Here is a 24,069-nt window from a genome sequence, read left to right on the forward strand (position 1 = left end):
AATGTGTATAATTACAAATGCTAAAAAAAATTGAATCATTAAGAAAAACCAAAGAACTGAGATTTGACATACTTTTGGGCCTCTTAAGTGCTCTTGCCTTTAGTGCTTTTATTTATTTTGAGCATTGGGGAATTACTCTTAAACTTTTAAATACTATCTTTGGTGTTGTAGCTTTAGGACTATTTCTTTATATTCCTAAAAGAGCCGTTTTAGTTGCTGGTTTTATCATTGGACTTTTATGGTTTTACTGGATAGGCTATAGTTTCAAATACAATGGTGTTGGATATTTAACACCTATAATTACTCTCTCTTTTGCAATTATCTATATGCTATTTTTTGGTGTTTTAGCACTGACGAACAAGATATATATCAGAGCTATTTTACTATTTGCTCTCAGTTTTTTTGAACCTTTTGACTGGAACTGGATGCAGATAGAGCTAATTTTTGTAGATAGCTATATCGGTGTATTTAAGTACCAACTCTTTTTTGTTTTAGTTGCCCTGTCACTTCCTAATTATCTTAAAACTAAATACAAATACGCTTCTTTATTGTTACTTGCTTTTGCCCTAAACTTTAATCCTACCTTGCAAAAAGAAGCTCCACTAAAAATAAAACTAGTTCAAACTGATATAACTCAAGATAAAAAATGGTTAAGAACTAGCCTAAAACCAACTATCCTTATGGTTTTTAAAGAGATTCAAACTGCAATAGACAAAAACTTTGAAGTCATAGTTTTTCCAGAATCAGTCTTTGCACTTTTTATGAATAAAAACCAAAAACTTATAGAGAGATTATTAGAATATTCTCAAGATATAACTATAATTGCAGGTTCTTTATATAGAGATCAAGGTAATAACTATAACGTTACATATATGTTTCAAGAAGGTAGATATGAAATGGCAAAGAAATTGGTCTTAGTTCCATTTGGAGAGTATATACCTCTTCCAAAATTTGCAAAGAAAATTATAAATGATATGTTTTTTGCAGGACAAGCTGATTTTGTAACAGCAGACAAACCAACTGACTTTATGATTAAAGGTCAGAAATTTAGAAATGCCATCTGCTACGAAGCAACTTGTGCTGAGATATATGAAGGTGATGTAGATTTTGTAATCGCTACAAGTAACAACGCTTGGTTTGCTCCTTCAATAGAACCAACTATTCAAAAGCTTCTTATGAGATATTATGCGCGTAAAAATGCTACAACTATATATCATTCAGCAAATTACAAAGGCACGGGAATCATTAAGTAATAACATTTAGCTATAATACTAAAAAATATTTTTCAGGCACTACTTATGATAAATCTTAAAAATCCAGACCTTTATAATAATCGTGAACTCTCATGGTTACAATTTAATACAAGAGTTTTAAAACAAGCTCAAGACGAATCTCTTCCACTACTAGAACGTCTTAAATTTTTAGCAATATATGGAACAAATCTAGACGAATTTTATATGATTAGGGTTGCAGGACTTAAAAAACTTTTTGCTGCTGGAATCATTGTCTCAGGAGCTGATAAACTCACACCTATGCAGCAACTTCGCGAGATTAGAAAATATCTTCATCAAGAACAGCAAGTCATAGAACATTGTTTAAGCGGTATTTTTAAAAAACTTGAACCAGAGGGAATCTCTGTAAAATTATATGACGAGGTTAACCAGAGTGAAAAGCATACTCTAAACAGATACTTCAAAGAAAATATATATCCTGTTATTATTCCTATTGCAGTAGATGCCACTCACCCTTTTCCACACTTAAACAACCTTAGTTTTGGACTAATCGTAAAATTATCTGATTCAGATGATGAAACTATTGAAAGGTTTGGAATCATTAGAGTTCCAAGGGTTTTAAGTAGGTTTATTGAACTTGACAATGGTACTTATGTTCCTATTGAGTCTTTGGTTGCACAACATGTTGAAAATCTTTTTCCAGGTTACACACTTTTAAAGTATGCTTCATTTAGAGTTACAAGAAATGCCGATATGGAGATAGAAGAAGAAGAAGCTGATGACTTTATGGAAATTCTTGAAGAGGGTTTAAAACTTCGTCGTAAAGGTGAAATGGTTAGACTCGAAGTTGGAAGTGATACAGATGAAGAAATTATTACATTTTTTAACCGTCATACAAATGTTTACAAAGATGATATCTATAAGTTTCATACCTTTTTAAACCAATCAAGCCTGTGGCAGATTGTAGGAAATAAAAACTTTGCTCATCTTTTAGCAGAACCATTTAAACCAAGGACTCTACCTCCATTTGATAATAGTGAAAACATTTTTGCAACTTTAGAAAAAGAAGATGTAATTATGTACCATCCATATGCCAGCTTTGAACCTGTTATAAAGCTAATTCAGAGTGCTTCAAAAGATCCAGATACTGTATCAATAAAAATGACACTATACCGCTCTGGTACAAATTCTCCTATCGTTCAAGCGCTTATGGCGGCATCTGAGAGTGGAAAGCAAGTAACCGTTATGGTTGAGTTAAAAGCAAGATTTGATGAAGAGAATAACCTTATTTGGGCAAAAGCTTTAGAAAAAGCTGGAGCACATGTTATCTACGGAATAAAAGGTTTTAAAGTTCACGCAAAAGCAGCTCTTGTTACAAGAAGAAAAAATGGAAAATTGAAACAGTATGCACATATAGGTACTGGAAACTATAACCCAGCAACAGCAAAAATATACACTGATATAAGTTATATGACTTCAAAAGATGAAGTAACAAATGACCTTACAAGATTTTTTCACTTTCTAACAGGTTTTAGTAAAAAAGGTAAACTTGATGAGTTATATATGTCACCTGCTCAAATCAAACCAAAAGTTCTATCTCTAATTCATAATGAGACAAGAAAAGGCGAAGATGGACAGATTATTGCAAAGGTGAACTCTTTGGTTGATGAAGATGTAATTCGTGCACTATATAAAGCGAGTCAAGCAGGTGTTAAAATTGACCTAATCGTTCGTGGCATCTGTTGTCTTAAAACCGGCATTGAAGGTGTAAGTGAGAACATTAGAGTCATTTCAATTTTAGGTAAATATTTGGAACATCCAAGAGTATTTTATTTTAAAAATGATGCTGCTCAGGTTTATATCTCTTCAGCTGACTGGATGCCTAGAAATCTCGTTAGAAGAATCGAGTTATTAACTGCTATAAAAGATGAAGAAGCACAAACTCAGATTATCCAGATTTTAAAACTTCAATGTTCTGATAATGTTTTAGCCCATGAACTTCAAAGTGATGGTTCATACATAAAAGTAAAACCTACAGAAGATGACAAGCTTATAAACAATCATAAGCTCTTAGAAGAGTATGTAAACAAAATCTCAAAAGCAAGTAAAAAAGAGACTCAAAGAAGTGTGGCACAAATCACTTCTCGTCTTTTTATGGAGAGCTAATATGACTTATCCTTTTAAAGGTATAAAACCTAGTATTGGAGAAAATACTTGGATTGCTCCATCAGCAGATGTTGTTGGTGATATAACATGCGGAAGCGATTGTTCTATTTGGTTTGGTAGTGTAATTAGAGGCGATGTTCACTACATTAAAATAGGTGATAGAGTAAGCATACAAGATCTTAGCATGGTTCATGTAACTCACTATAAAAAGGCCGATAAGAGTGATGGTAATCCAACAATAATCGGTGATGATGTAACCATTGGTCATCGTGTTATGCTTCATGGTTGTACGATTGAAGATGCTTGTCTTATTGGTATGAGTGCTACAATCCTTGATGGTGCAGTAATTGGCAAAGAGAGTATTGTAGGAGCTAGTGCTTTAGTTACAAAAAACAAAGTATTTCCTCCCCGCTCTCTCATTATGGGAAGTCCCGCAAAAGTCGTTAGAGAACTTAATGATGAAGAAGTAAAAGAACTCTATGCATCTGCTTCAAGATATGTAGAGTTTAAAAACGAATATATTAACTAAGAAAGCAGATGCCTGAATTTTTCATATACGCGGATATTATTGGTATCATAGCCTTTAGCATCAGTGGTTTTCTTATCGCCATAAAAAATGACTTAGATATTCTAGGTATCTTAATAGCATCTGCACTGACTGCTCTTGGTGGTGGAATCATTAGAGATACAATTCTTAGTTCAGCACCTTTTGCTTTTACATCACTCTACCCTGCCCTAACCCTTATAGTGACTATTTTAATCGCTTTTATTTTCAAAGTATACAAAAAACCTTCAATTGAGAGAAAACTAATGTTTGTAATTAGCGATACTATTGGTCTGGTTGCTTTTAGTATAACTGGTGCTATTTTAGCCATACATGCGGATTACAATTTTTTTGGTATCATAATTTTAAGCTTTATTACCGCAGTTGGGGGAGGTGTTACAAGAGACATCATGATAAACCAAGTGCCAACAGTTCTTATAAGTGACTTTTACGGTTCTATCGCTGTTATAGTTGCCCTGCTTTTAGCAGGCTTAGAACTTTTTGATAGTTTAAATGAAGTAACAATCGTATCAGTTGCTGTTTTATCTATAATACTTAGACTTATAGCTTTTAAAAGAGGGTGGCATCTGCCAAAGTTGAATTAGAAGTATGCTACAATACTTCACTTAAGTAAAAACTTTTGCTTACTTAAATCAAAATAAGGCTTCATTTGAAAAAATTAATCGCTGTAACCCTAATATTACTTTTTAGTTTCACTGTTATAGGGTGTTCTGGGAGATCATGGTTCGCTCCAGGTCATGTAAAAGCCTTTAGATAGTTCGTCTAATTACTAAGCTATTGCTTGGTAACATACTGCAATTCAACTTTAAGAGAGTAGAATATTCCGAGGTTGGGATTGTAGAACTAAGTTCTATAATCCGCATTAATATTTACATATTCATGACCTAAATCGCAACCGTATGCTTTAAAGCTTCCTTTACCAACACCTAAGTCACAAGAGATTGTGAATTTTTTATGTCCCATAACTATGGCACATTTTTTTTCCATCTCTGCATCAAAGTTAAGAACACCTCTATCATAAACACACAAGTTGTCAAATGAAATCTTTAGCTTCTCTTCATAAGCCTCAACTCCGCTTGCCCCTACTGTTGAAGCGATTCTTCCCCAGTTTGGATCTTCGCCGTAAAGAGCAGTTTTAACAAGAAGTGAATCAGATAGTGTTTTTGCTACTATCTCAGCTTCTCTATCATCTTTAGCACCACTTACTTTGTATGTTACAAGTTTTGTTGCACCCTCACCATCTCTAACCATCTCAAGAGCTAAGAAGTGCATAACTTTAAAAAGTGCTTCTTTAAAAGCTTCTCTCTCATAAGCACCACTCTTAGCATTAGACAGAACTAAAACAGTATCGTTTGTAGAAGTATCTCCATCAACGCTAATAGCATTAAAAGTCGTTTTTGTAACTTCATCTAAAATATCCTGCATCTCTTGCTTTGGGACATCAGCATCTGTGGTTATAAAACATAGCATTGTAGCCATAGCAGGGTTTATCATACCCGCACCTTTAGCCATAGCACCAATAGAAAAACTGCTTCCATCATCGAGCGTAATATTTAGAGCTATCTCTTTAGAAAATGAGTCTGTTGTCATAATAGCTTTTGCAGCATTATTTGGGTTTTTCTTTCTTATATCAAAAAGCTTCATACCATTTATAATTTTTTCTTTTGGAAGTCTAACACCTATTACGCCAGTTGAACTCATAATAGGGTTAATCATATCAGAACAATTACTTAAAATATCATCAATATCTTCAACCCCAGCTTGACCAGTCATAGCATTTGCATTTTTTGAGTTGATAAGAACAAAGTTTGTCTTAAACTCACCCTTTGCTCTAAAGTGTTTTATCGGAGCTGCATACATCTTGTTTGTTGTAAAAACCGAAGCAGTCTCGCACTCATTTTCACTGTATATAAACGCCATATCCAAAGCATTGTCTTTTTTAAGTCCAGCACTTATTCCATCAGCAAAAAAACCATCAGATGCACATATCCCACCTGTAGTTTGAACTATTTTATACAAATCTCAACTCCTTAGGCTTAGTTCTTTTTCTCAAAAGTTCTTTTGTAGTTTTAATATCCATCTGCAAACCTATAACAAGAAGTTTACACTCACTAGTAATAAGCACATCTCCTTTAGGCATAGATATGAATTTACCATCTTTTTTTGTTATCCCAATAACTGAGGTATTAGTTATTTGGCGAATATGTGTCTCTTTTAACTTCTTAAGCACTGCCCAGCTATACTTTGGAACTTCCACTTCTTCCATGTCTAAGGGATTATCACTCTTATATAAAAATTCTTCTAAAAGATTTTCCATATCAGGACGAGCGGCCATTGCACTAACTCTCTGAGCTGTTAGTTTTGTGGGAGATACTACTGTATTAGCACCAAGTTTTTTTAGCTTTTCAACATCACTCATAGATTCAGCTGCTGAGATTACGTAATAAGGTCTTGGTAAAAAATGTTCCTTCTCAAACAGTCTTACAGAAGCAATAAGAGCAATATTGTCCGCTATAGAACTAGATAAGGTTATAAGACCTTTTGCAGATGCAAGGTGAGCTTTTAACATTGAGAGTTCGGCGTGTGGCTCTGCTTTTAAATATGTTGGATAGTTGTGTTCTAATGCCCATTCATGAATCTCTTCTCTTGGATCAACTACAACAAATGGGATATGATTTTTTCTAAGTTGCTTAGTTACTTCAAGAGTATAATCATTATGGTAACAAACTACAAAATGTTTTTTTAATCTTGCTATCTTATACAACATTCTTCGCTCCTTTAAAATCGTGACAATAGTACCTCTATTTAACTCCGCGATTAAAATACCGATTGCACTTGTAAAAGTTGCAAATCCAGCAATAATAAGAGTAATGGTAAATATTCTTCCCCCATCAGAAACTGGAGCTATTTCTCCAAATCCAACTGTAGTAAAGGTAATACCAGTTTGATATACAGCATCCATTAAAGTAAAATTGTCGATAAGTACATATCCGACAGTTCCTATTAACATAGCCATAACTGTTAAAATTAGAGGTAATCGAAATGGTTTGAGGTGAGGGTAAACTTCAGGAAGAAGCTTTACGTCAGGTTTGGGAGCAGACTCCCAGTGCAGGAATTTGCGAATCCTTTGTAAAAGATTCAACATATATTCCTGTTCTCTTTACGAGTTTTTCTTAAGTGTGCGTAATTCTCTTGCAGAGATTTTAATTTTCTTTGTAGTACCATCTTCTAATGTGATACGCACTGTTCTTAGGTTTAATAAAAAACGACGCTTTGTTCTGTTTTTAGCATGAGAAACATTGTTCCCGCTCATAGGGCCTTTACCACTAATAGCACATCTTCTTGCCATAATTAGCTTCCTTATTTAGGTTTTTAAAGTTGCGAATTGTATCAAGACGAAGCAAAACTTCAGCTTAAAGGTATTTTTATCTAGCTATTTTGATTATTTTTAAGACTTTTATAAATGTAAATAATTAGTATAAAAGATAAAGTAATCTCTAGTAAGATTATAAAAACTTATGCTATAATTTTTCAGCTACTACAAAATAAAGGTTTTTGAATGAAAAAAATTATGTTAGGTTTGTCTGTTGTTATATTGCTACTAACAGATGCATCAGCCCAAGAAATGAAGGGTGAAACCCTTTTTGAAGAAAAAGGTTGTGCCTTATGTCACAAAATGGATGCTGATACTATCGGTCCCTCACTTAGGAATATTGCAACTGTTTATGCAGGTAAAGAAACGGAGCTATTAACTTACCTTAAAGGTCAGGGAACTCCTATTGTCGATCCTTCTCGTGCTTCTGTTATGAATCCACAGTTAATTAAAATAAGAACAATGTTTGAAGAAGATTTACACGCTATTTCAACGTACATTATTAATTCAAATCGTTGATCAGAAGGTAAAAAATGAGAACCAGTACTATTTATGTTGCAAAAATCACCATTGCTATGTTACTTATTTACTCAAATCTTTTTGCAGCACCAACAAGTGCCACGGATGCTAATAAAACTAAAGAAATAGTTTAACTGAGAGTGAAAAGTTTTACGGAACAGAACTAAAATCAGCAAAAAAAGTTGTTCACCCTCCCTATGAATGGGGTGATTGTACAGTATGTCATACAGATGCCAAAGGTGAAGAAGATCTAATTATGGATCCTCCAGAACTATGCGCTATGTGTCATGAAGCAAAAGATAATAAAAAGTTTATTCATGGTCCAGTTGCTGCAGGTGCATGTACAGCATGCCATAATCCTCATGAATCTGATAATGCAAAACTATTAGTTACATCAAGTATAAATGAGCTTTGTGTGTCATGTCATCAAGCAAAAGATGAGTTTTTACATAAAACAACTAATATTCATCCACCAGTACAAGATCAATGTACTAACTGTCATGATCCACATACCGAAGATCATCTTTACCAACTAAAAGCTGATGGCAAAAAAGATTTATGTGTTATGTGTCATGTAGACAAAGATGTTTGGATAAATACTGTAACAGATAAACATGGTGCACTAAACAAACCAAGAAAATGTCTTGAATGTCATGATCCACACGGCTCAGAGCATCCAAAGTTTTTGATTAAAGATACTTCTAAGGAGCTTTGTTTAACATGCCATAATGAAACATTAACAACAGATGAAACTGGTACTAAGATAGCTAATATTGCAAAACATCTTGAAAAAAATCCAGATTGGCATGGACCAATTCTTTGGGGTGATTGTGCAGCATGTCATAATCCACATGGTTCAAATAATTTAAGAATGTTGAAAAAACCATTCCCTAGAACTTTTTATGAAAAGTTTGATGAACATAACTACATCTGTTTCGAATGTCATGAAAAAGAAAAAATTCAAGATGAATTTACTAAAGACATGACTAACTTTAGAAATGGTGATGTAAATATGCACTTTGTACATGTTAATAAAGAAAAAGGTCGTTCTTGTCGTGCATGTCATGATTTTCATGGTACAAAAGAGTATCCGCATCATCTAAGAAAGAAAACAAAATTTGGTAAAATTAATTTCCCTATTCGTTTTATTGAGACAGATAATGGTGGTTCATGTGCGCCAGCATGTCATGCTCGTCGTCACTATGATAGAGTTAAACCAAAAGTTAACTTAAAGTAGGTCTGTTTGAGAATTATATATATTGTACTTTTATGTTTTGTCGCTCTTAGCGGCAAAACAATAGAAGACTCCTCCACATCATTAAAAATTGTACAACCGTTTGACAAAACACGTTATATCGGTGAAAACAGTACTTTTATAATAGATACTACTTTTAATCTTGTGGATACAATAGTAATAAAACAGGATAATAATTTAACTACTGAGGTAAAAGTTAATTCAACAAAAAAAACATACTGCAAAACAATAAAGCTACATACTGCTCAAAACAGTATCTCTGTAAGTTCATATAAAAATGGTAAATTAGTTAATACAATTGAACGTGATTTATATTTTCTTTCAGAATTATTTGAAGGAGTTGATGAAGATGAAGCTGAAGACTATAAACTTAGATATTTACATAACGATAAAAATGAAGAGAAGTGTAAATCTTGCCATAATATGAAATCAAATATTCCTACAAACGGTGAGGCATTTGAAGATGTAAGTAAAACTACCTGTTATGAATGCCATAAAGGTATGATAAATACTAAAAACACACATGCTCCAACGGCTAACTGGCTCTGCCTTGATTGTCATAATGGAAAATATGCTGAATATAATATGGATCAAGAAGGTAAGTCAAAGTATCTTGCTCCAAATCCTATTGCAAAGACTTGCACAAGTTGCCATGAAACAGTAAAAAAGTGGACAGAGAGTAAATATACACATGGACCAGTTAACGATGGTAGATGTGAGAGATGCCACAATCCTCATGGTTCTGATAATGATTTTTTTCTTCGTAAACCTATTTGGGAACTGTGTACTACTTGTCATGCTGAAAAAGCTGATGGCAAACATGTAGTTTCAAGTTTCGTATTCAGTAGAAATAGTGGTGCTCATCCAACAAAAGGTGTAAAAGATCCAGCTCGCCCAAGTAGAGACTTAACATGTAGCGGTTGTCATAACCCGCATGGTTCTAGCGGAGTATTTTTGCTTAGAATGAAAGGCTCCATGTCTTTTGGTGTATGTAACAGATGTCATAAAAAATAAGTTATTATAAATATATCACATACTGCAAAGAGGGCATATCAAAAAAATATCACACATAATATTGGTAATATATCACAAAAATGTCATATTGCTACAATTAGTTACTTTTATTCGATTTTATAATAATTTATTATATTTTAAAAGAAAATGAATTATTAATTTATTACAATATATACATAAAAAGAGTATTATTATTTGTTATAATATGCTTTTTAAAAAAGGAGTCAAAATGATTAACATGAGAATAGTAATTGGTATTTTATTAACAGGTTTTGTTTCATTATGGGGGGTAGGAGGTATTGCAAATACTCCACATGATTTATCAGCTACAGTATGGACTGGGGTTGCTACTGAGGATAATGGTGAACTTTGTGTTTATTGTCACACGCCTCACGCTGCTAACTCATCTTTTACTGGTGCACCGATTTGGAATAAGAGTACACCTACGAGTACATTTACGCTTTACGGCACTACAATTGCTTCAACAACAGCAGGCTTAGCTGGTGATAACGCTACTGTTAATGCACCTTCTATGGCATGTTTAAGTTGTCATGATGGTGTGAGTGCGGTCAACTCGGTAGTAAATGCTCCAGGCACTGGTCTTGCAACTGCTGATGCTGATGCATTTATTGGTACAGGCGCACAAGCTTTAAGTGCTATTGCGGCAGACGCTAGTGGTGCTTCTGTAATAGGCACTAACTTAAGTAATGATCATCCGGTTTCTATTGCCTATACTGAGGGTAAAGCTGGATTAAGACTTAAGAGTTATAATATCTCTACATGGGTTGGAGCAACAACTATTCAAGATATTTTAAGAACAACCGGTGGTGTTGATTATGTTGAGTGTGGTAGTTGCCATGATCCACATAATGGCGCAGACACTAAAGGTACAGGTTCAGTAGCCTTCTTAAGAGTTCTAAATACTGGTAGTGTACTTTGTTTAGGATGTCACGACAAATAGTCTTACTACTGATATAAAAGAGGGTTTTCTCCCTCTTTTATTATCTTCTTCAATAATTTCTATTAAATATAAATAATCTTAACGCTATAATGTACTACTAAATTTTCAAAAAGGTTTGTTTGTGTCTAAAAGTTTTTTTAAAGTATATATGTATATTGCTATTATTTTACTAATCACTGCTTGTAGCTCAAAAGAAGAGACTGTTAAAATTATTATTCCTGGCCCGCCAGAAGAGCCTAGAATATTCTTTGATGTAGTCTATCGAGGTGATATCAGTTTTGTTGAAAAAAACTCTTTTGATAGTTTTTTAGGTGAGGTAATTTCAGGTAATAATAAAAATCTGGCAAAGCCTTATGGTGTTGCTGCAAGTGAAAATATAGTTTATGTGTCAGATACAGCTATGGGAGCTGTTTTTGCTATAGATGAAATACAAAGAAAAGTTTCATTAATTGGGGCGGGCTCTCCAGGTAAATTAGCCCTTCCTGTTGGAATCGCTATAAGTGGAGAGGGGAAAATATATGTTGCTGATGCCAAGACTGCAAAAATATTGGTGTATGACAAAAAAAATGGTCATCTTATTTCAGCATTTGGGAAAAAGGAAGAGTTTAACAGGCCAACTGGTATTGCTATTAGCGATAAGGAAAAAAGACTCTATATTGTAGATACGAAAGATCATAATATTAAAGTTTACTCACTAGAGGGTGAAAAACTTTTTTCATTTGGAAAAAGAGGCAAAGGCGATGGAGAGTTTAATTTTCCGACAAATATTGCTGTAGATAAGAGAAATGGAAACATTGTTATAGTTGACACTCAGAATTTTCGTATTCAAATTTTTGATAAAGATGGAAATTTTATAAGAAAATTTGGAAAAGTTGGTGATAGAGCTGGAATGTTTGCAAGACCTAAAGGCGTTGGAATTGATAGTGATGGAAATATATATGTAGCAGATTCAGCATTTAATAATATACAAGTCTTTAATGATAGTGGCCAACTTCTTATCTACTTTGGTGGTACAGGCATAGATATTGGTCGTTTTTCACTTATAACAGGTGTCTACATCGATGAAAATGACAGGATTTACATAGTAGATGGATTTAATGCAAGAGTACAAATTTATCAATATGTAAGTGAAATATGGAAAAAAAATAATCCAGAAAAATATCTAGAACTGAAAAAAATATAGTTCTAAAATGGAGTAACTGTTGAAAATTATAATATCAATTTTAACATGTTTAAGTTATTTATATTCAAACCCAATAAGTTTGACTGATAAAGATGTGCTTGCAATTGTTAATGACAAAAAAATTACAAAGAGTGAATTAGAACGTGGTGTAAAATCTTTATTTCCAGCGCGATATTATCATGGAACTTTATCAAAAAAACAGATGAAAATATTTGAAGACAAGGTTTTAAAAGAGTTAGTAGAAAATGAATTACTGTTTCAATATGCTAAATCTATTGGAATTAAAGTTTCAAACAGTGATATAAATGCAAGTATTGATAAGCTAAAGAAGCTACTAGAAACACCAGAAAAATTAAAAGAGACCCTAAATAAATCTGGGCTGACACTAGAGACTTTGAAAAAGGTTATTTATAAAGAAGAGATGCTTAAACAGCTCAATAAAGAAAAGATTGAGACAACTCTTTCGGAAAACGATTTAAAAGAATATTATAATAAAAATATACATAAATTTAAAGAGCCACAAAAGATTGTTGCAAAGATAATCTATGTCAGAAACGATCCTACTGACCCAAAAGGTAAAAGTAAGTCCAAGAAGAGGATAGAAGAGGCATATGAAAAAATAAAATCTGGCGAAAATTTTTCAGATGTAGCAGCGAAGTACTCTACTGCTATGAGTCGTGTAAAAGGTGGTGATTTAGGCTATATACATAAAGGTATGCTTGAACCTGCTGTTGAGAAAAAAGCCTTTTCCATGGATGCAAATACAACCAGTGAAATCATTGAAGAAGATGTTGGTTTTTTCATAGTAAGAGTTGAAGATAAAGCAGGAGCTAAGCAACTTCCATTTAATTCAGTGAAACAAAAATTAGCCATAGATCTTAAAAAAAGAATGGAAGAGGATAAAAAGTCAAAATTACTAAAGAGATTAAGGTCAACAGCAGCAGTAATAATTAAATAAAGCAAATTTATGAAAATATTAGTTTTATTAATTTTATTTTTAACACCTATATTATTTGCAGCCAAATATAAAGATGGTGGTCTTTACGGAAGTTTAGGCTTAAGTTATTTATCAAATGGATATAAAACTGCTAAAACAAAAAATTCACAAAATAGTTTTATACAAGAGTATAGGCTCAACTATAATGGAAATATATATAGCCCAAAATTTCTAAACTACTCACTAATGGGTATATTACGTTATGAAGATATAGATACAAAAGCTGATAATCACACAGCTAAAACAAAAACTGAAAGTCAAGACTATAAGGTAAATTTAAATTTTTTAAAAGAGAGTAAGATACCCTTTAGTCTATATGCACAAAAGAGTGATAAACCAACTTCTATTGTCTATGCGACAGGAGTAATTAAATCTTCAAATTATTACGAATCTGCCGGTGCATCTGGATCTATTGATTTTAGTATTTTTGATTTTTCATACAGCGCAGTAAAAACTGACACAAAATATGAGAGTGAATCAAATAGTGAAGACAGAAATACTAATACTTATAGAAATTCTATTAGAAAAAGAGATAAAAATTATAATTTTCAACTAGACTATACTAACATTAATGATATTTCCCAAAGAGAGTATACAGATAGGGATAGTACTACTACAGAAACTACGGAAAATAATATAAAGCTAGTATACAGATGGGATATAAATGATAAGTTTTTATTCAATGCATACTCTAATCATCGAGAAAAAGATTTTATAGGTACAGAGTCATATTCAACTATAACTACAAATGCAAATGCTAATCTTAGATGGGTTCCAAAGACAAAACACTCTGCGTCACTAAGTTTAGATGGGTTTAATATGGAAGATACTTATAACACCACAAAAAGTATTAGTATGAGACAATCTTATGCTTATAAAGTAACAAAAAATTTTAATTTTTCTCAACAATCTGATTATAATATTGTAACTAGCAATCTAAGTTCAACTCAAAGTATGAGTTTAGGATCTGGCTTAAGCTATGTAAAAGTACTCAGCAAAGATACAAGAATTAATTTATCACTAAATGCCAATATGATGTCTTACACAGGTGATAGCAACACCTCTGTAAATAGTGAAAGATATACTTACTCAGGAAGAGCTGGTATAGGACATTCTATTGGCTCTTTAAACTCTACATTAAATTTAAACACAAATTACAGTGGATCAAATAGTACCTTAGGAGAAATAGACGAAAGATATAATATTGATCTCTCCCTTGTAACAATATTATTTACTTTATTCAGAAATAATTTTAAAGCTTCCTATTATAAAGAGAAAGCTAAACTTAGATATACTGACCTTTTTGTAGATAGAAAAAATACTAGAGTAAATCTTGATGATTACATTAGTAACAGTTCAAGAATAGGAATTAACGGCTCTTTAACAACAAAGGTTGGTGCTAGTTACTCAAGTAGTGATAATGGCACGACAAAAATAGAACGTTTAAGTCCGAAAGTTGATTTGAATTTTAAATACAGACTTGGACCAAAATTAATGTTTACAAGTAATCTGCATGCTGATAGAGACTTGATTTATGACATTGTAACTTATAGAGCAAATAATAATTTATCTTTTAATAGCAGAAAAACAAAAACTTCACTTGGGTATAATTATAATAAGACAGTTTCAGGTAGTAATAGTGATTTGGCAACAGTGGATAGCTATACTTTACAAATAAAATTTGAACGTAAATTTTAAAGGATATTAAAAATGAATGTAATTATTTTTCTAGGTGTATTTCTATTAAGCACCAGTTGTGTTAATGCAAAAGAGACACAAAAACTAGTTTGGCCTTCCCCGCCAGATGAAGCTAGAATAGAGTATGTTGCCTCTGCCAAAAATTTTAAAGATTTAGGGATGGAGAAAGGTTTCTTTTCTAAAATTTATGATTTTGTAGTTGGTGATGAAGATCCTATAATATCTTCACCTTTTGGCATGCATACTAATGAAAAAAGAGTTTATGTAACAGATACTAGTTCTAGGGCTTTACATATCTTTGATAAAGAAGAAAATGAACAGATTACAGTTAGAGGAACAGATAATGAAACTTTTCTTTATCCTATAGATGTTGTCTCTGATTCTAAAGGAAACATTTTTGTCTCAGATTCAGTTCGGGCCAAAGTATATGTATTTGAAAAAGATGGAGACTATAGTTATACTATAAAACTGCCAATATTTCAAAGACCGGTTGGGATTGCAATAAGTCCTGATAATAAAAATCTTTATATTGTAGATACTCTAGCATGTAAAATTCATATTACTACGCTAAAGGGAGAGTTTGTAAAATCTATTGGCAAAAAAGGTTCATTGGACGGGGAGTTTAATAGACCTACTTTTATTGATGTAGCGGATGATGGAAAATTATATGTCACAGACTCCATGAACCATAGAGTTCAAATCCTTGATAATGATGGAAATTTTATACATAAATTTGGTGAATTAGGTCAAAATATAGGTAATTTTGGAAGTCCTCGGGGAATAGCTCTAGATAGTTATAATAATATTTATGTGAGTGATGTGATGTTTAATAACATACAAATATTTAATAAAAATGGAGAGCTCCTTATGGTATTAGGTAGCTATGGAGAAGGATTTGGTGAGTTTGCACTTCCAGAAGATATATCTATAACTAAAGATAATACTATATATGTATCAGATACAAACAATAAACGATTACAAGTTTTTAAACTACTTGAGATAGATAAAAAAGGGAGTTCGCAATGAAGTTCATAATCAGTGCTTTTTTTAGCTTTTTTTTATTACAAGGTTCTCCTCTTATTGCTGGTATTGTCAATACAAAACATAACTTATCTGTTAGTAATACCACAGGAACAATAAAAGCTCAAACAGAAGAGCAAATATGTGTTTTTTGTCATATACCGCATCACTCTCAAACAAGTGGTAAACCGCTTTGGAATAGAAGTATGCCAACATCAGCATACACCATGTATGACAGTGATTATCTTAGAAGAATGGACTATCCTGCTGTGGCAACAGACCTAGGAACACTTAATGATACTCCAGGTGCATTGTCTCGTCAATGTATGAGCTGTCATGATGGAACAATAGCAATTGGTGCAGTAAATGTACTTCATGGAACTATTGGTGCATCTCAGATTGCTATGAATGGTGTTGAAGCAGATGGCACAATGTTAACGACTGCAGCAGGATTTTTGGGAACTGATTTAACAATGCATCACCCTGTTGGTATAGTATATGACTCAACTATTTTTAAAAATTTTGATATTGGAAGTAAGACTATTGAGCTAAAAACAGCATTAGCTGCAGATGCACAGGTAAAGCTGTTTGAATATGGTGGAAAGCAATATGTTGAGTGTTCATCTTGTCATGATCCACACAAAGAAAACAATAAGTTTTTACATGTAGATACCGGAGCAAATCATGCACAAAATGTAGTAAATACTTGTACATCATGTCATGATAAAGTTGATTGGGTTGGTAGTATTCATGAATCACCTCCAGTAGATGCACTCTATAAAGCTTTATCAGGAGTTACTCAAATATATGGAACTGATAAGATGTCTGATTTGGGCTGTGTGAATTGTCACACACCTCATAATGCAGAAGGCATCCCATATCTCAATAGAAAAACATTAGGTAATACTTGTTTTCAAGGAGCCTCATCAGATGTTGCTAATGCAACCTGTCATGGTGTTGGCGGATATAAAGATATAGAGTCTGTTCTTAGTAGAAGCTATACGCACCCAGTTATCGCTAGTAGTAATGCAGCTGATCCAAAACATACCAATCTTGACTCACTATATGGTGGAGATAGAATTGATCCAAATGGTGGTTTAGGTATGCAGTGGAGTACAAATAAACATGCTGTTTGTATGGATTGTCACAATCCGCATAAGGCAAAGGCTGGAACACATATTGTAGACGGTTCTTGGTATGGAGCTCCTGGTGCATCTACCAATGCGGTTTCAAATGTACTTCTAGGCGTTGCCGGAGTTGAACCATCGTGGCCTATAGAATGGACACAACCTACAACTTTTACCACCATGGAGAGTTCTGAGAAAGAGTATCAAATCTGTTTGAAATGTCACTCTTACTGGGGAATTGGCAGTGCCACTAATGGTATAAACAATTCTGGTTATGTCTCTCCTAGTGATGGTACTACACCATTAACAGACGTGGCTTGGGAGATGAATATAAATAACAAATCAGGACACCCTGTTGTTATAAACCAATCTGCAAGAGTTGGTTCATATGCTCCAAAAGAATTAAATACCCTTCAGTTACTTACACCATGGAAACAGAACCCTGGACTTAACACTATGTACTGTTCAGATTGTCATGGGGCCGATAATGAGTTAGGGGGAGACCCTAAGGGACCTCACGGTTCAAACTTGAAGTATATTTTAAAAGGAGAAAATCAATATTGGCCGAAAAAACCAGACGGTGTTACTCTTTACACTATGGATGATATCGGTACAGCAGGAAATACCGGCAATTTGTGTAAAAACTGTCATGATATGTGGAACCACCCTCATCCTGAAAAAGGTTTTGCTTGTATTGAGTGTCATATTGCTATCCCGCATGGTTCGCCAATTTCAAGATTGATGGGATATGAAACATTTCCTGCGCCATATAATTACAACGGAAACAGTCTGAAAATGACTGGATGGAAAAAAGGTTTTTATGAACCAAATGATGAAGGTACTAAGACAGATGCATATGCCCCTTCTTGTGTGTGTCATAGATTAAATGCCGGCGGTTATGACCAGAACTTAATGCCATAGGTAGGTAAAATGAAGAAATTTTTATTAATATTACTTTTTTTTGCATCACTTAGTATAGCTAGTTCAAATGTAAATGATGATAAGCGTATAAAAGATGCACTCCTTAAGTACAACTATGGAATTATAAAGATGACAAAAAGTGGCAATACAAAGCTTTTAAAAGATATGCTTTCCCAAAAACTTTACTTTAAGCTGATGATTTGGGCAGACTCATGGAAGTTTAGTAACCTTGCCATGGTTGCGCAGATAAACGACCTTAGATTTAGTCCAATTGCCTACAATGAGAACAATGCAACTGTAAGAACTATGGAAAACTGGACATTTGCTTATGCTGATTTAATAAAGAGAGATTATGCATTAAAACCGCTAAATATATTTTATCAGATGCACTATACACTTCAAAAAGATGGAGATATGTGGAAAATTATTGCTATAAAGCATCTAAAAGAAGAGGTTTTTACAAAACAAAACACACATAAGCCATCTTTAGAAGAAGAAAAAGAGAAGCCTAAAGATGACATATCAAGCCAAATTCAACAAAAAGAATAGCTAAGCATTAACCATTGCTTAGTAACAATATGCTAGACTAAATTTTTATTAAATATTACAGAATATTATAATACTCTGTCATATTAATCACTCGAAGGAAATATATGGTATTCGTTAAAAAGGTATGGTCATTTTTAATTTCAATGAAACTTATGGTTACATTGATTTTGTTGTTTGCAGTTGCGAGTGCAGTAGGAACGTTTGTTGAGAATGATTATGGTGTAAACACATCATGGGCGCTTATCTATAGTAGCAGATGGTTTGAAGCTATTCAAGTACTTCTTGGAGTAAATTTACTTGGTAATATAATTCGATTTAAACTATATACAAAGAAAAAAATCCCAACTTTTATTTTTCATGTTGGTTTTTTAGTTATTTTGATTGGTTCAGGTGTAACACGCTATTACGGTTATGAAGGGATTATGCATATTCGTGAAAATGCTACAGAGAACCGTATGTTATCATCAGATGCTTTTTTACAAATAAATGCAAAAAAAGCTTCTCAAGACTTTTATAGAGAAGATATAGTTTATGTGTCAGAGCTAGGTGGAAGAGACTTTAGTAATACACTTAAAGTAGATGGAAAAGATTTAGTTGTTACTTATAAAAAGTTTATAAATAAAGCCGCTAAAACAGCTGTTGAAGATCCAAATGGGGTACCAATAGTAGTCTTTGTAATTCCTACACCGCAAGGACCTGAAAAATACGTTTTAAAAAGTGGTGAAATGCTTGATGTAGGACCATTAGCAGTTTACTTTGACAAAGAACCAACAACGAACAACAAACCTATTCTTAGGCTAGCTAGTGATAACGATGGCATATTTTTTGTATCAAATGTGCCTATTGATTGGTTGCAAATGATTGATAATACAAAAGGTATATACGAGAGAGGAAAAATATATAAATTTGATGAAAGACGTATGTATAACATCAATGGCATTAAGTTAGTAACTAAAGCAGTAATAAGCAAGGGTAAAACTAAAGTTATTAGCGAAAAAGAATATAAAAAAAGTATGAAAATGGAGATGAAAATGCAATCTATATCTGCATTAGTAGTTGATGTTGAATATGATGGAGAACATAGAGAAGTAGCTTTAATGGGAAATGGAAAACGCTATAAAGGCTATACGGAAACTCTTAAAATCAAAGATACAGAGATATCATTAGAATGGGGTTCTAAGATTATTGAGTTGCCCTTTTCATTAAAATTACGTGACTTTATACTATTAAAGTATCCTGGTTCTATGAGTCCATCATCATATGAAAGTCATGTAACATTAATTGATAAAGAAAATCTTATTCAAGAAGAGCATAAAGTCTATATGAATCATACACTTGATTATGGTGGATATTTATTTTTTCAATCATCATATGATAAAGATGAAAAAGGAACAATTTTGTCTGTAAACCATGACCCAGGGAAATGGCCTACTTATTTGGGCTATACACTTTTAATTATTGGAATGCTATTAAACCTATTAAACCCACATAGTCGTTTTGGAAAGCTTTCTAAAATGAAGTATGAGTATAAAGCTAGCGTAATAGCTGCATTTATAGCATTTGCTACTATATTGAATGTACAACCCTTATCTGCATCAACAGAGCATGAAGGTATGGTTAAAAATATAGATATAAATCATGCAAATTATTATGGGACAATGCTTGTTCAATCCCAAGATGGCAGAATTAAACCACTGGACACACTCGCTACAGAACTTCTTAATAAAATATCAGCACAAGATAGTATCTTCGGACTTAATCATAATCAAGTTATTTTAGGAATGGCTTCTAACCCTGATGCATGGAAGAAAATTGATATGATAAAAGTCAATCATCCAAAGATTAAAAAGATACTTGGAATGAGTGAAGATAAAAAAAGATTTTCTTTTTCTATGGCTTTTGATAAATTTGGTCAATACAAACTAGGGGCATTAGCTGAAGAGTCTCTTCGTAAACGTCCTGCAGAACGTGGTACATATGATAAAGAACTTATTAATGTAGACGAGAGAGTTAATGTTGCTTATATAATTTATAGCGGTCGTTTCATGAAAGTATTTCCACTCGAAGGTGATGCTAATAATAAATGGTACTATCCAGAAGAAGCACTAAAAACTTTTTCTCAAAAAGCTTCACATGAGGTTCTAGCACTACTGAAAAAGAACTCTATAGGATTGTCAAAAGGTATATCTCAAGGTAAATGGGAAGAGGCTAATAGTGCAATTGATGCTATTAAATCATACCAAAAGAAATATGCCTCTGATGTAATTCCGGATGATACATTAGTTAAGGCAGAGCTTCTTTACAATGAATTAAGAATATTTGATAAATTGTATCCAATCTATTTAATCTCTGGGTTCATTTTACTAGTATTGATTTTTATACGTTTAGCAAAACCTAATATTAATTTGAAAATAGTTACTAAAATTATTCTAGCCATACTTGTTGTTGGGTTTATAGCTCATACGTTTAGTTTGGGACTTAGATGGTATATTTCAGGTCATGCGCCATGGAGTAATGGCTATGAGGCAATGTTATATATCTCTTGGAGTATTATTCTTGCCGGTATACTCTTCGCACGTTCATCCGAGTTAGCTATTGCAACCACCGGAATATTCTCTGGTATAACACTGTTTGTAGCACATCTAAGCTGGTTAAATCCACAAATAACAACAATGGTACCTGTACTTAAGTCTTACTGGTTAACTATACATGTATCTGTTATTACAGCTAGTTATGGCTTCCTTGGTTTAAGTGCACTGCTTGGTTTTGTGACGCTTATTTTTTATATTATGCTTAACAATGAAACAAAGCGTGAGCAAGTCAGTGTTAATATTCTTGAATCAACTCGTATTAGTGAGATGTCAATGATAGTTGGTCTATCACTGCTGACTATCGGAAATTTTCTTGGTGGAGTATGGGCAAATGAATCTTGGGGACGCTACTGGGGTTGGGATCCTAAAGAAACATGGGCACTTATTAGTATTTTAGTTTACGTGTTTGTTATTCATATGCGCTTCGTACCTGCTTTAAAGTCTAACTTTACTTTTAATGCAATATCCGTAGTAGCATACTCTTCAATAATAATGACATACTTTGGTGTTAATTACTATTTGTCAGGTTTACACTCATATGCGGCCGGTGATCCTGTTCCTGTTCCTGTATGGATTTACTATGCTATAGCTGTAGTAGCTGTATTAATCACTTGGGCATCATTTAATCGTAATAAATTAATGAAAATAAAACCAATAAAATAAAATTTTATTTAAAGGATAATATTCATGAGAAGTTTGTTGTTGGTAATTGTGGCTATTTTAATAGGGGGATGTTCTTCCCTGCAGGTTAGTGTTGATTATGATTCTAAATATAACTTTAAAGCACTTTCTACTTTTTCGGTTGTGTATGTTAGAAAGAATGATAACAAAGACTTTGCAAGAAGTAGAGTAAGTAAAGTTCTAGAGAGATACATTGAAGAAAAAGGGTATAAAAGAGTAGACAAAAGTAAAGCAGATTTTTATTTTTTAGTACATCTGGATATTAAGAAAAAGACTCAAATAGAAACAAATTATGAGACAATAGGGATTCAGCCAACTAGATTTAATAATGGATATTTATATAATCCTTTAGAACCTCGTCGCAACAGGAGGGATAATTATTATACTCCAGATGTAAGAGTTACTACTCAAACTTATGAATATGAAGATGGAAAACTTATTATAGAAGTTTTTGATGTTAAACAAAAAGAGGTTGTTTGGCAAAGTATAGCTAAAGATGAATTATCTGGTAGATATTCACAAGAAGAGAAGAATGCTTATTTAAACAAAGTGATTAAATTAATGTTTAAAGATTTTCCAAGTAAGTAAACTATGATAAATTATTGAGCATCTATTTGAAGATGCTCATATAAGTTTTTAAAGCGAAGTGAATTTTGCTTCTTCAATCATTACGGAAAATTTATAACCATATCCAAGATCAACATCTGTTTTTATTATTCCTGAAGCAGTAATAATATCTCCAACTTTTACAGTTGAGTTTTTAGATGTTGCTATGATGTCATTAGTTCCAGCTACACCTGAACCATCTTGTAAATGAATCCAATCTTTACCCATAATATTTTTTGAAACCTTAACTACAGTAGCATTTAACTTTATACTTTTAGAATTAAGGTCTACCTTTTTTGCATATAACTCTTCAACATTATAGCCATCGGCATTTTTTGAAATATTAACAGGTTTGGAAACTGCTTCTACAACAACCTCTTTCTCGTGTTTAAAATTTTTGTGAGCAGAGTTTTGAGTAGGTTTGTTTGATGATACAATAGTACTAACAAAAACAATTTTATCAAATTTTCTATTTAAAGATTTACTGTTGAAATCCGTCATAACCATTTGTTCAATAAAAGAGATAGGACTTCCTACTACTACTACATCTGTTTGTGGACCGGCTATCCAGTAAATATTGCCAGCTTCATTTACTTTTGCATAGGTATATCCACCACTGTTCATTGTCTCAATGACATCTGCATTGTGAACATTAAGCTTCATATCATCTTCTGTAGGTGTTTTAACAACCTCTTTCTCTACAGATGATGCACCATAAATATTTTGAGGTGCATTCTCAGCTACTTGCTTATTAGAACTTTGTTCTTTTTCTGTTGAAAGCGTGTTTTCTTGCTCTTTTGGTTTATCACTACATCCATACATAAGTAGTACTACGACACTGATTGCTATTGAAATTTTATTCATTTTTATCCTTTATTGTTTGCTTATGATCTTCATATCTTTTTTTTGCTTCTTCAAAAGTCTCATTTGGATTTTTGCTATTTTTAAAGTACTCTTCAAGAAATTTATTATACTCAACTTCTTCTTTGGTGATTTTCTTGACTTCTTTTTGCTTCTCATCATCTGACTTTACTGGGGCTAGAGATTCTATGTAGATAGCTACAGAATTCATCTGTTCCTCAGAAATTTTGGTAGCTTGCCCTTTCATCATTAAACCATAGTTATATGTATTTCTTGTTCCAGCTTTATACTCTTTTAATATTTTAACAATATCTTTAGCGTTCATGCCGGCAATTTTTTTACTTACCCCTAAGGATTTTTTTTGACCTTTTTCTCCGTGACATATAGCACATTTTTTAAATATATCTTGAGCAGTGATTTTTTTATTTGTATCAGCTTTATCAACAATTGGTTCAGCATGAGGAGGTAAAGACTCTATATAAATAGCTACCTCTTTAATATCATCTTCTGATAATCTACCTGCTTGTCCCTGCATCATCTTCCCAAGACCATAAGTATTTCTTTTAGCCGCTTTATATTCTCTTAATATTTTAACAACATCATCTGCTTTCATTCCAGCAATACTTTTGGTTAAACCTTTAGAGTGTTTTTCTCCTTTATCACCATGACAAACAGCACACCTATCAAAAAGTTGCGATGCTGATGCAATATAAGTTATAGATAGTATAAGAAATAAGTATTTTTTCATTC

Annotated in this window: 21 protein-coding genes; 16 read left to right on the plus strand and 5 right to left on the minus strand. The window is 32.9% G+C overall.

The features are described from left to right. The first annotated feature begins 17 nt into the window (after positions 1–17). From ACLHDE_RS11130 to ACLHDE_RS11145, 4 genes are read left to right on the plus strand one after another with little or no spacing between them, the layout of a single operon-like run. Entirely contained in the window at positions 18–1,253 is a 1,236-nt protein-coding gene (locus ACLHDE_RS11130) for an apolipoprotein N-acyltransferase (protein ID WP_415396487.1), read from the plus strand. 45 nt (positions 1,254–1,298) lie between these two features. Then, complete coding sequence (locus ACLHDE_RS11135; protein WP_415396488.1) at positions 1,299–3,398, plus strand: RNA degradosome polyphosphate kinase; 2,100 nt, start codon at positions 1,299–1,301, stop codon at positions 3,396–3,398. Position 3,399: 1 nt separating this feature from the next. Beyond that, on the plus strand, positions 3,400–3,927 hold the full coding sequence (locus ACLHDE_RS11140) for a gamma carbonic anhydrase family protein (protein WP_415396489.1): 528 nt from the start codon (positions 3,400–3,402) through the stop codon (positions 3,925–3,927). An 8-nt stretch (positions 3,928–3,935) separates the two neighbouring features. Beyond that, on the plus strand, positions 3,936–4,547 hold the full coding sequence (locus tag ACLHDE_RS11145; protein ID WP_415396490.1) for a trimeric intracellular cation channel family protein: 612 nt from the start codon (positions 3,936–3,938) through the stop codon (positions 4,545–4,547). A 259-nt stretch (positions 4,548–4,806) separates the two neighbouring features. Here ACLHDE_RS11145 and argJ read toward each other — a convergent pair whose 3' ends face one another. Genes argJ through rpmB form a run of 3 tightly spaced genes read right to left on the minus strand, consistent with a single transcriptional unit; the run spans position 4,807 to position 7,312 of the window. After that, on the minus strand, positions 4,807–5,982 hold the full coding sequence (argJ, locus tag ACLHDE_RS11150; RefSeq protein ID WP_415396491.1) for a bifunctional glutamate N-acetyltransferase/amino-acid acetyltransferase ArgJ: 1,176 nt from the start codon (positions 5,980–5,982) through the stop codon (positions 4,807–4,809). Then, positions 5,975–7,105, minus strand: coding sequence for a potassium channel family protein (locus ACLHDE_RS11155; RefSeq protein WP_415398541.1), 1,131 nt, complete (start codon positions 7,103–7,105; stop codon positions 5,975–5,977). Before ACLHDE_RS11155 ends, argJ begins: the two co-directional genes overlap by 8 nt. An 18-nt stretch (positions 7,106–7,123) precedes the next feature. After that, positions 7,124–7,312 carry a 50S ribosomal protein L28 gene (gene rpmB / locus ACLHDE_RS11160; protein ID WP_013326380.1) on the minus strand — a complete coding sequence of 63 codons (189 nt, stop codon included), beginning with the start codon at positions 7,310–7,312 and terminating at the stop codon, positions 7,124–7,126. Positions 7,313–7,534: 222 nt separating this feature from the next. On the opposite strand from rpmB, the gene ACLHDE_RS11165 reads away from it, so the two are divergent. The 12 genes from ACLHDE_RS11165 (at position 7,535) to ACLHDE_RS11220 (ending at position 22,440) form a co-directional block, all read left to right on the plus strand. After that, positions 7,535–7,855 carry a c-type cytochrome gene (locus tag ACLHDE_RS11165; RefSeq protein WP_415396492.1) on the plus strand — a complete coding sequence of 107 codons (321 nt, stop codon included), beginning with the start codon at positions 7,535–7,537 and terminating at the stop codon, positions 7,853–7,855. Between the two features lie 256 nt (positions 7,856–8,111). Beyond that, positions 8,112–9,092 (plus strand): cytochrome c3 family protein, encoded by a 981-nt coding sequence (locus ACLHDE_RS11170; RefSeq protein ID WP_415396493.1) that lies wholly within the window; start codon positions 8,112–8,114, stop codon positions 9,090–9,092. Between the two features lie 6 nt (positions 9,093–9,098). Further along, positions 9,099–10,124, plus strand: a complete 1,026-nt coding sequence (locus ACLHDE_RS11175; protein WP_415396494.1) for a cytochrome c3 family protein — start codon at positions 9,099–9,101, stop codon at positions 10,122–10,124. A gap of 229 nt (positions 10,125–10,353) precedes the next feature. Next, a complete protein-coding gene (locus ACLHDE_RS11180; protein ID WP_415396495.1) occupies positions 10,354–11,085 on the plus strand; it encodes a cytochrome c3 family protein in 732 nt (243 codons plus the stop codon). Positions 11,086–11,206: 121 nt separating this feature from the next. Beyond that, positions 11,207–12,268: a 6-bladed beta-propeller gene (locus ACLHDE_RS11185; RefSeq protein WP_415396496.1), complete on the plus strand. Its 1,062-nt coding sequence runs from the start codon at positions 11,207–11,209 to the stop codon at positions 12,266–12,268. A gap of 19 nt (positions 12,269–12,287) precedes the next feature. Next, positions 12,288–13,226: a peptidylprolyl isomerase gene (locus ACLHDE_RS11190; protein WP_415396497.1), complete on the plus strand. Its 939-nt coding sequence runs from the start codon at positions 12,288–12,290 to the stop codon at positions 13,224–13,226. 9 nt (positions 13,227–13,235) lie between these two features. Continuing rightward, positions 13,236–14,963 (plus strand): hypothetical protein, encoded by a 1,728-nt coding sequence (locus ACLHDE_RS11195; RefSeq protein WP_415396498.1) that lies wholly within the window; start codon positions 13,236–13,238, stop codon positions 14,961–14,963. A gap of 12 nt (positions 14,964–14,975) precedes the next feature. Then, entirely contained in the window at positions 14,976–15,989 is a 1,014-nt protein-coding gene (locus ACLHDE_RS11200) for a 6-bladed beta-propeller (protein ID WP_415396499.1), read from the plus strand. Next, entirely contained in the window at positions 15,986–18,031 is a 2,046-nt protein-coding gene (locus ACLHDE_RS11205; RefSeq protein WP_415396500.1) for a cytochrome c3 family protein, read from the plus strand. The genes ACLHDE_RS11200 and ACLHDE_RS11205 overlap by 4 nt, the downstream gene beginning before the upstream one ends. A 9-nt stretch (positions 18,032–18,040) precedes the next feature. Further along, a complete protein-coding gene (locus ACLHDE_RS11210) occupies positions 18,041–18,580 on the plus strand; it encodes a hypothetical protein (RefSeq protein WP_415396501.1) in 540 nt (179 codons plus the stop codon). A 104-nt stretch (positions 18,581–18,684) separates the two neighbouring features. Continuing rightward, complete coding sequence (gene ccsA / locus ACLHDE_RS11215; protein WP_415396502.1) at positions 18,685–21,834, plus strand: cytochrome c biogenesis protein CcsA; 3,150 nt, start codon at positions 18,685–18,687, stop codon at positions 21,832–21,834. Positions 21,835–21,858: 24 nt separating this feature from the next. Further along, a complete protein-coding gene (locus tag ACLHDE_RS11220) occupies positions 21,859–22,440 on the plus strand; it encodes a DUF4136 domain-containing protein (RefSeq protein WP_415396503.1) in 582 nt (193 codons plus the stop codon). A 48-nt stretch (positions 22,441–22,488) separates the two neighbouring features. Here the strand turns inward: ACLHDE_RS11220 and ACLHDE_RS11225 are convergent, their stop codons facing one another. Then, the gene (locus ACLHDE_RS11225) at positions 22,489–23,322 is read right to left on the minus strand and encodes a hypothetical protein (protein WP_415396504.1); all 834 of its coding nucleotides are present in this window, start codon (positions 23,320–23,322) and stop codon (positions 22,489–22,491) included. Then, positions 23,315–24,067, minus strand: coding sequence for a c-type cytochrome (locus ACLHDE_RS11230; protein WP_415396505.1), 753 nt, complete (start codon positions 24,065–24,067; stop codon positions 23,315–23,317). The genes ACLHDE_RS11225 and ACLHDE_RS11230 overlap by 8 nt, the downstream gene beginning before the upstream one ends. Positions 24,068–24,069: the final 2 nt, after the last annotated feature.

It is taken from the genome of Sulfurimonas iocasae (assembly GCF_047716755.1).
Lineage (GTDB): Bacteria > Campylobacterota > Campylobacteria > Campylobacterales > Sulfurimonadaceae > Sulfurimonas.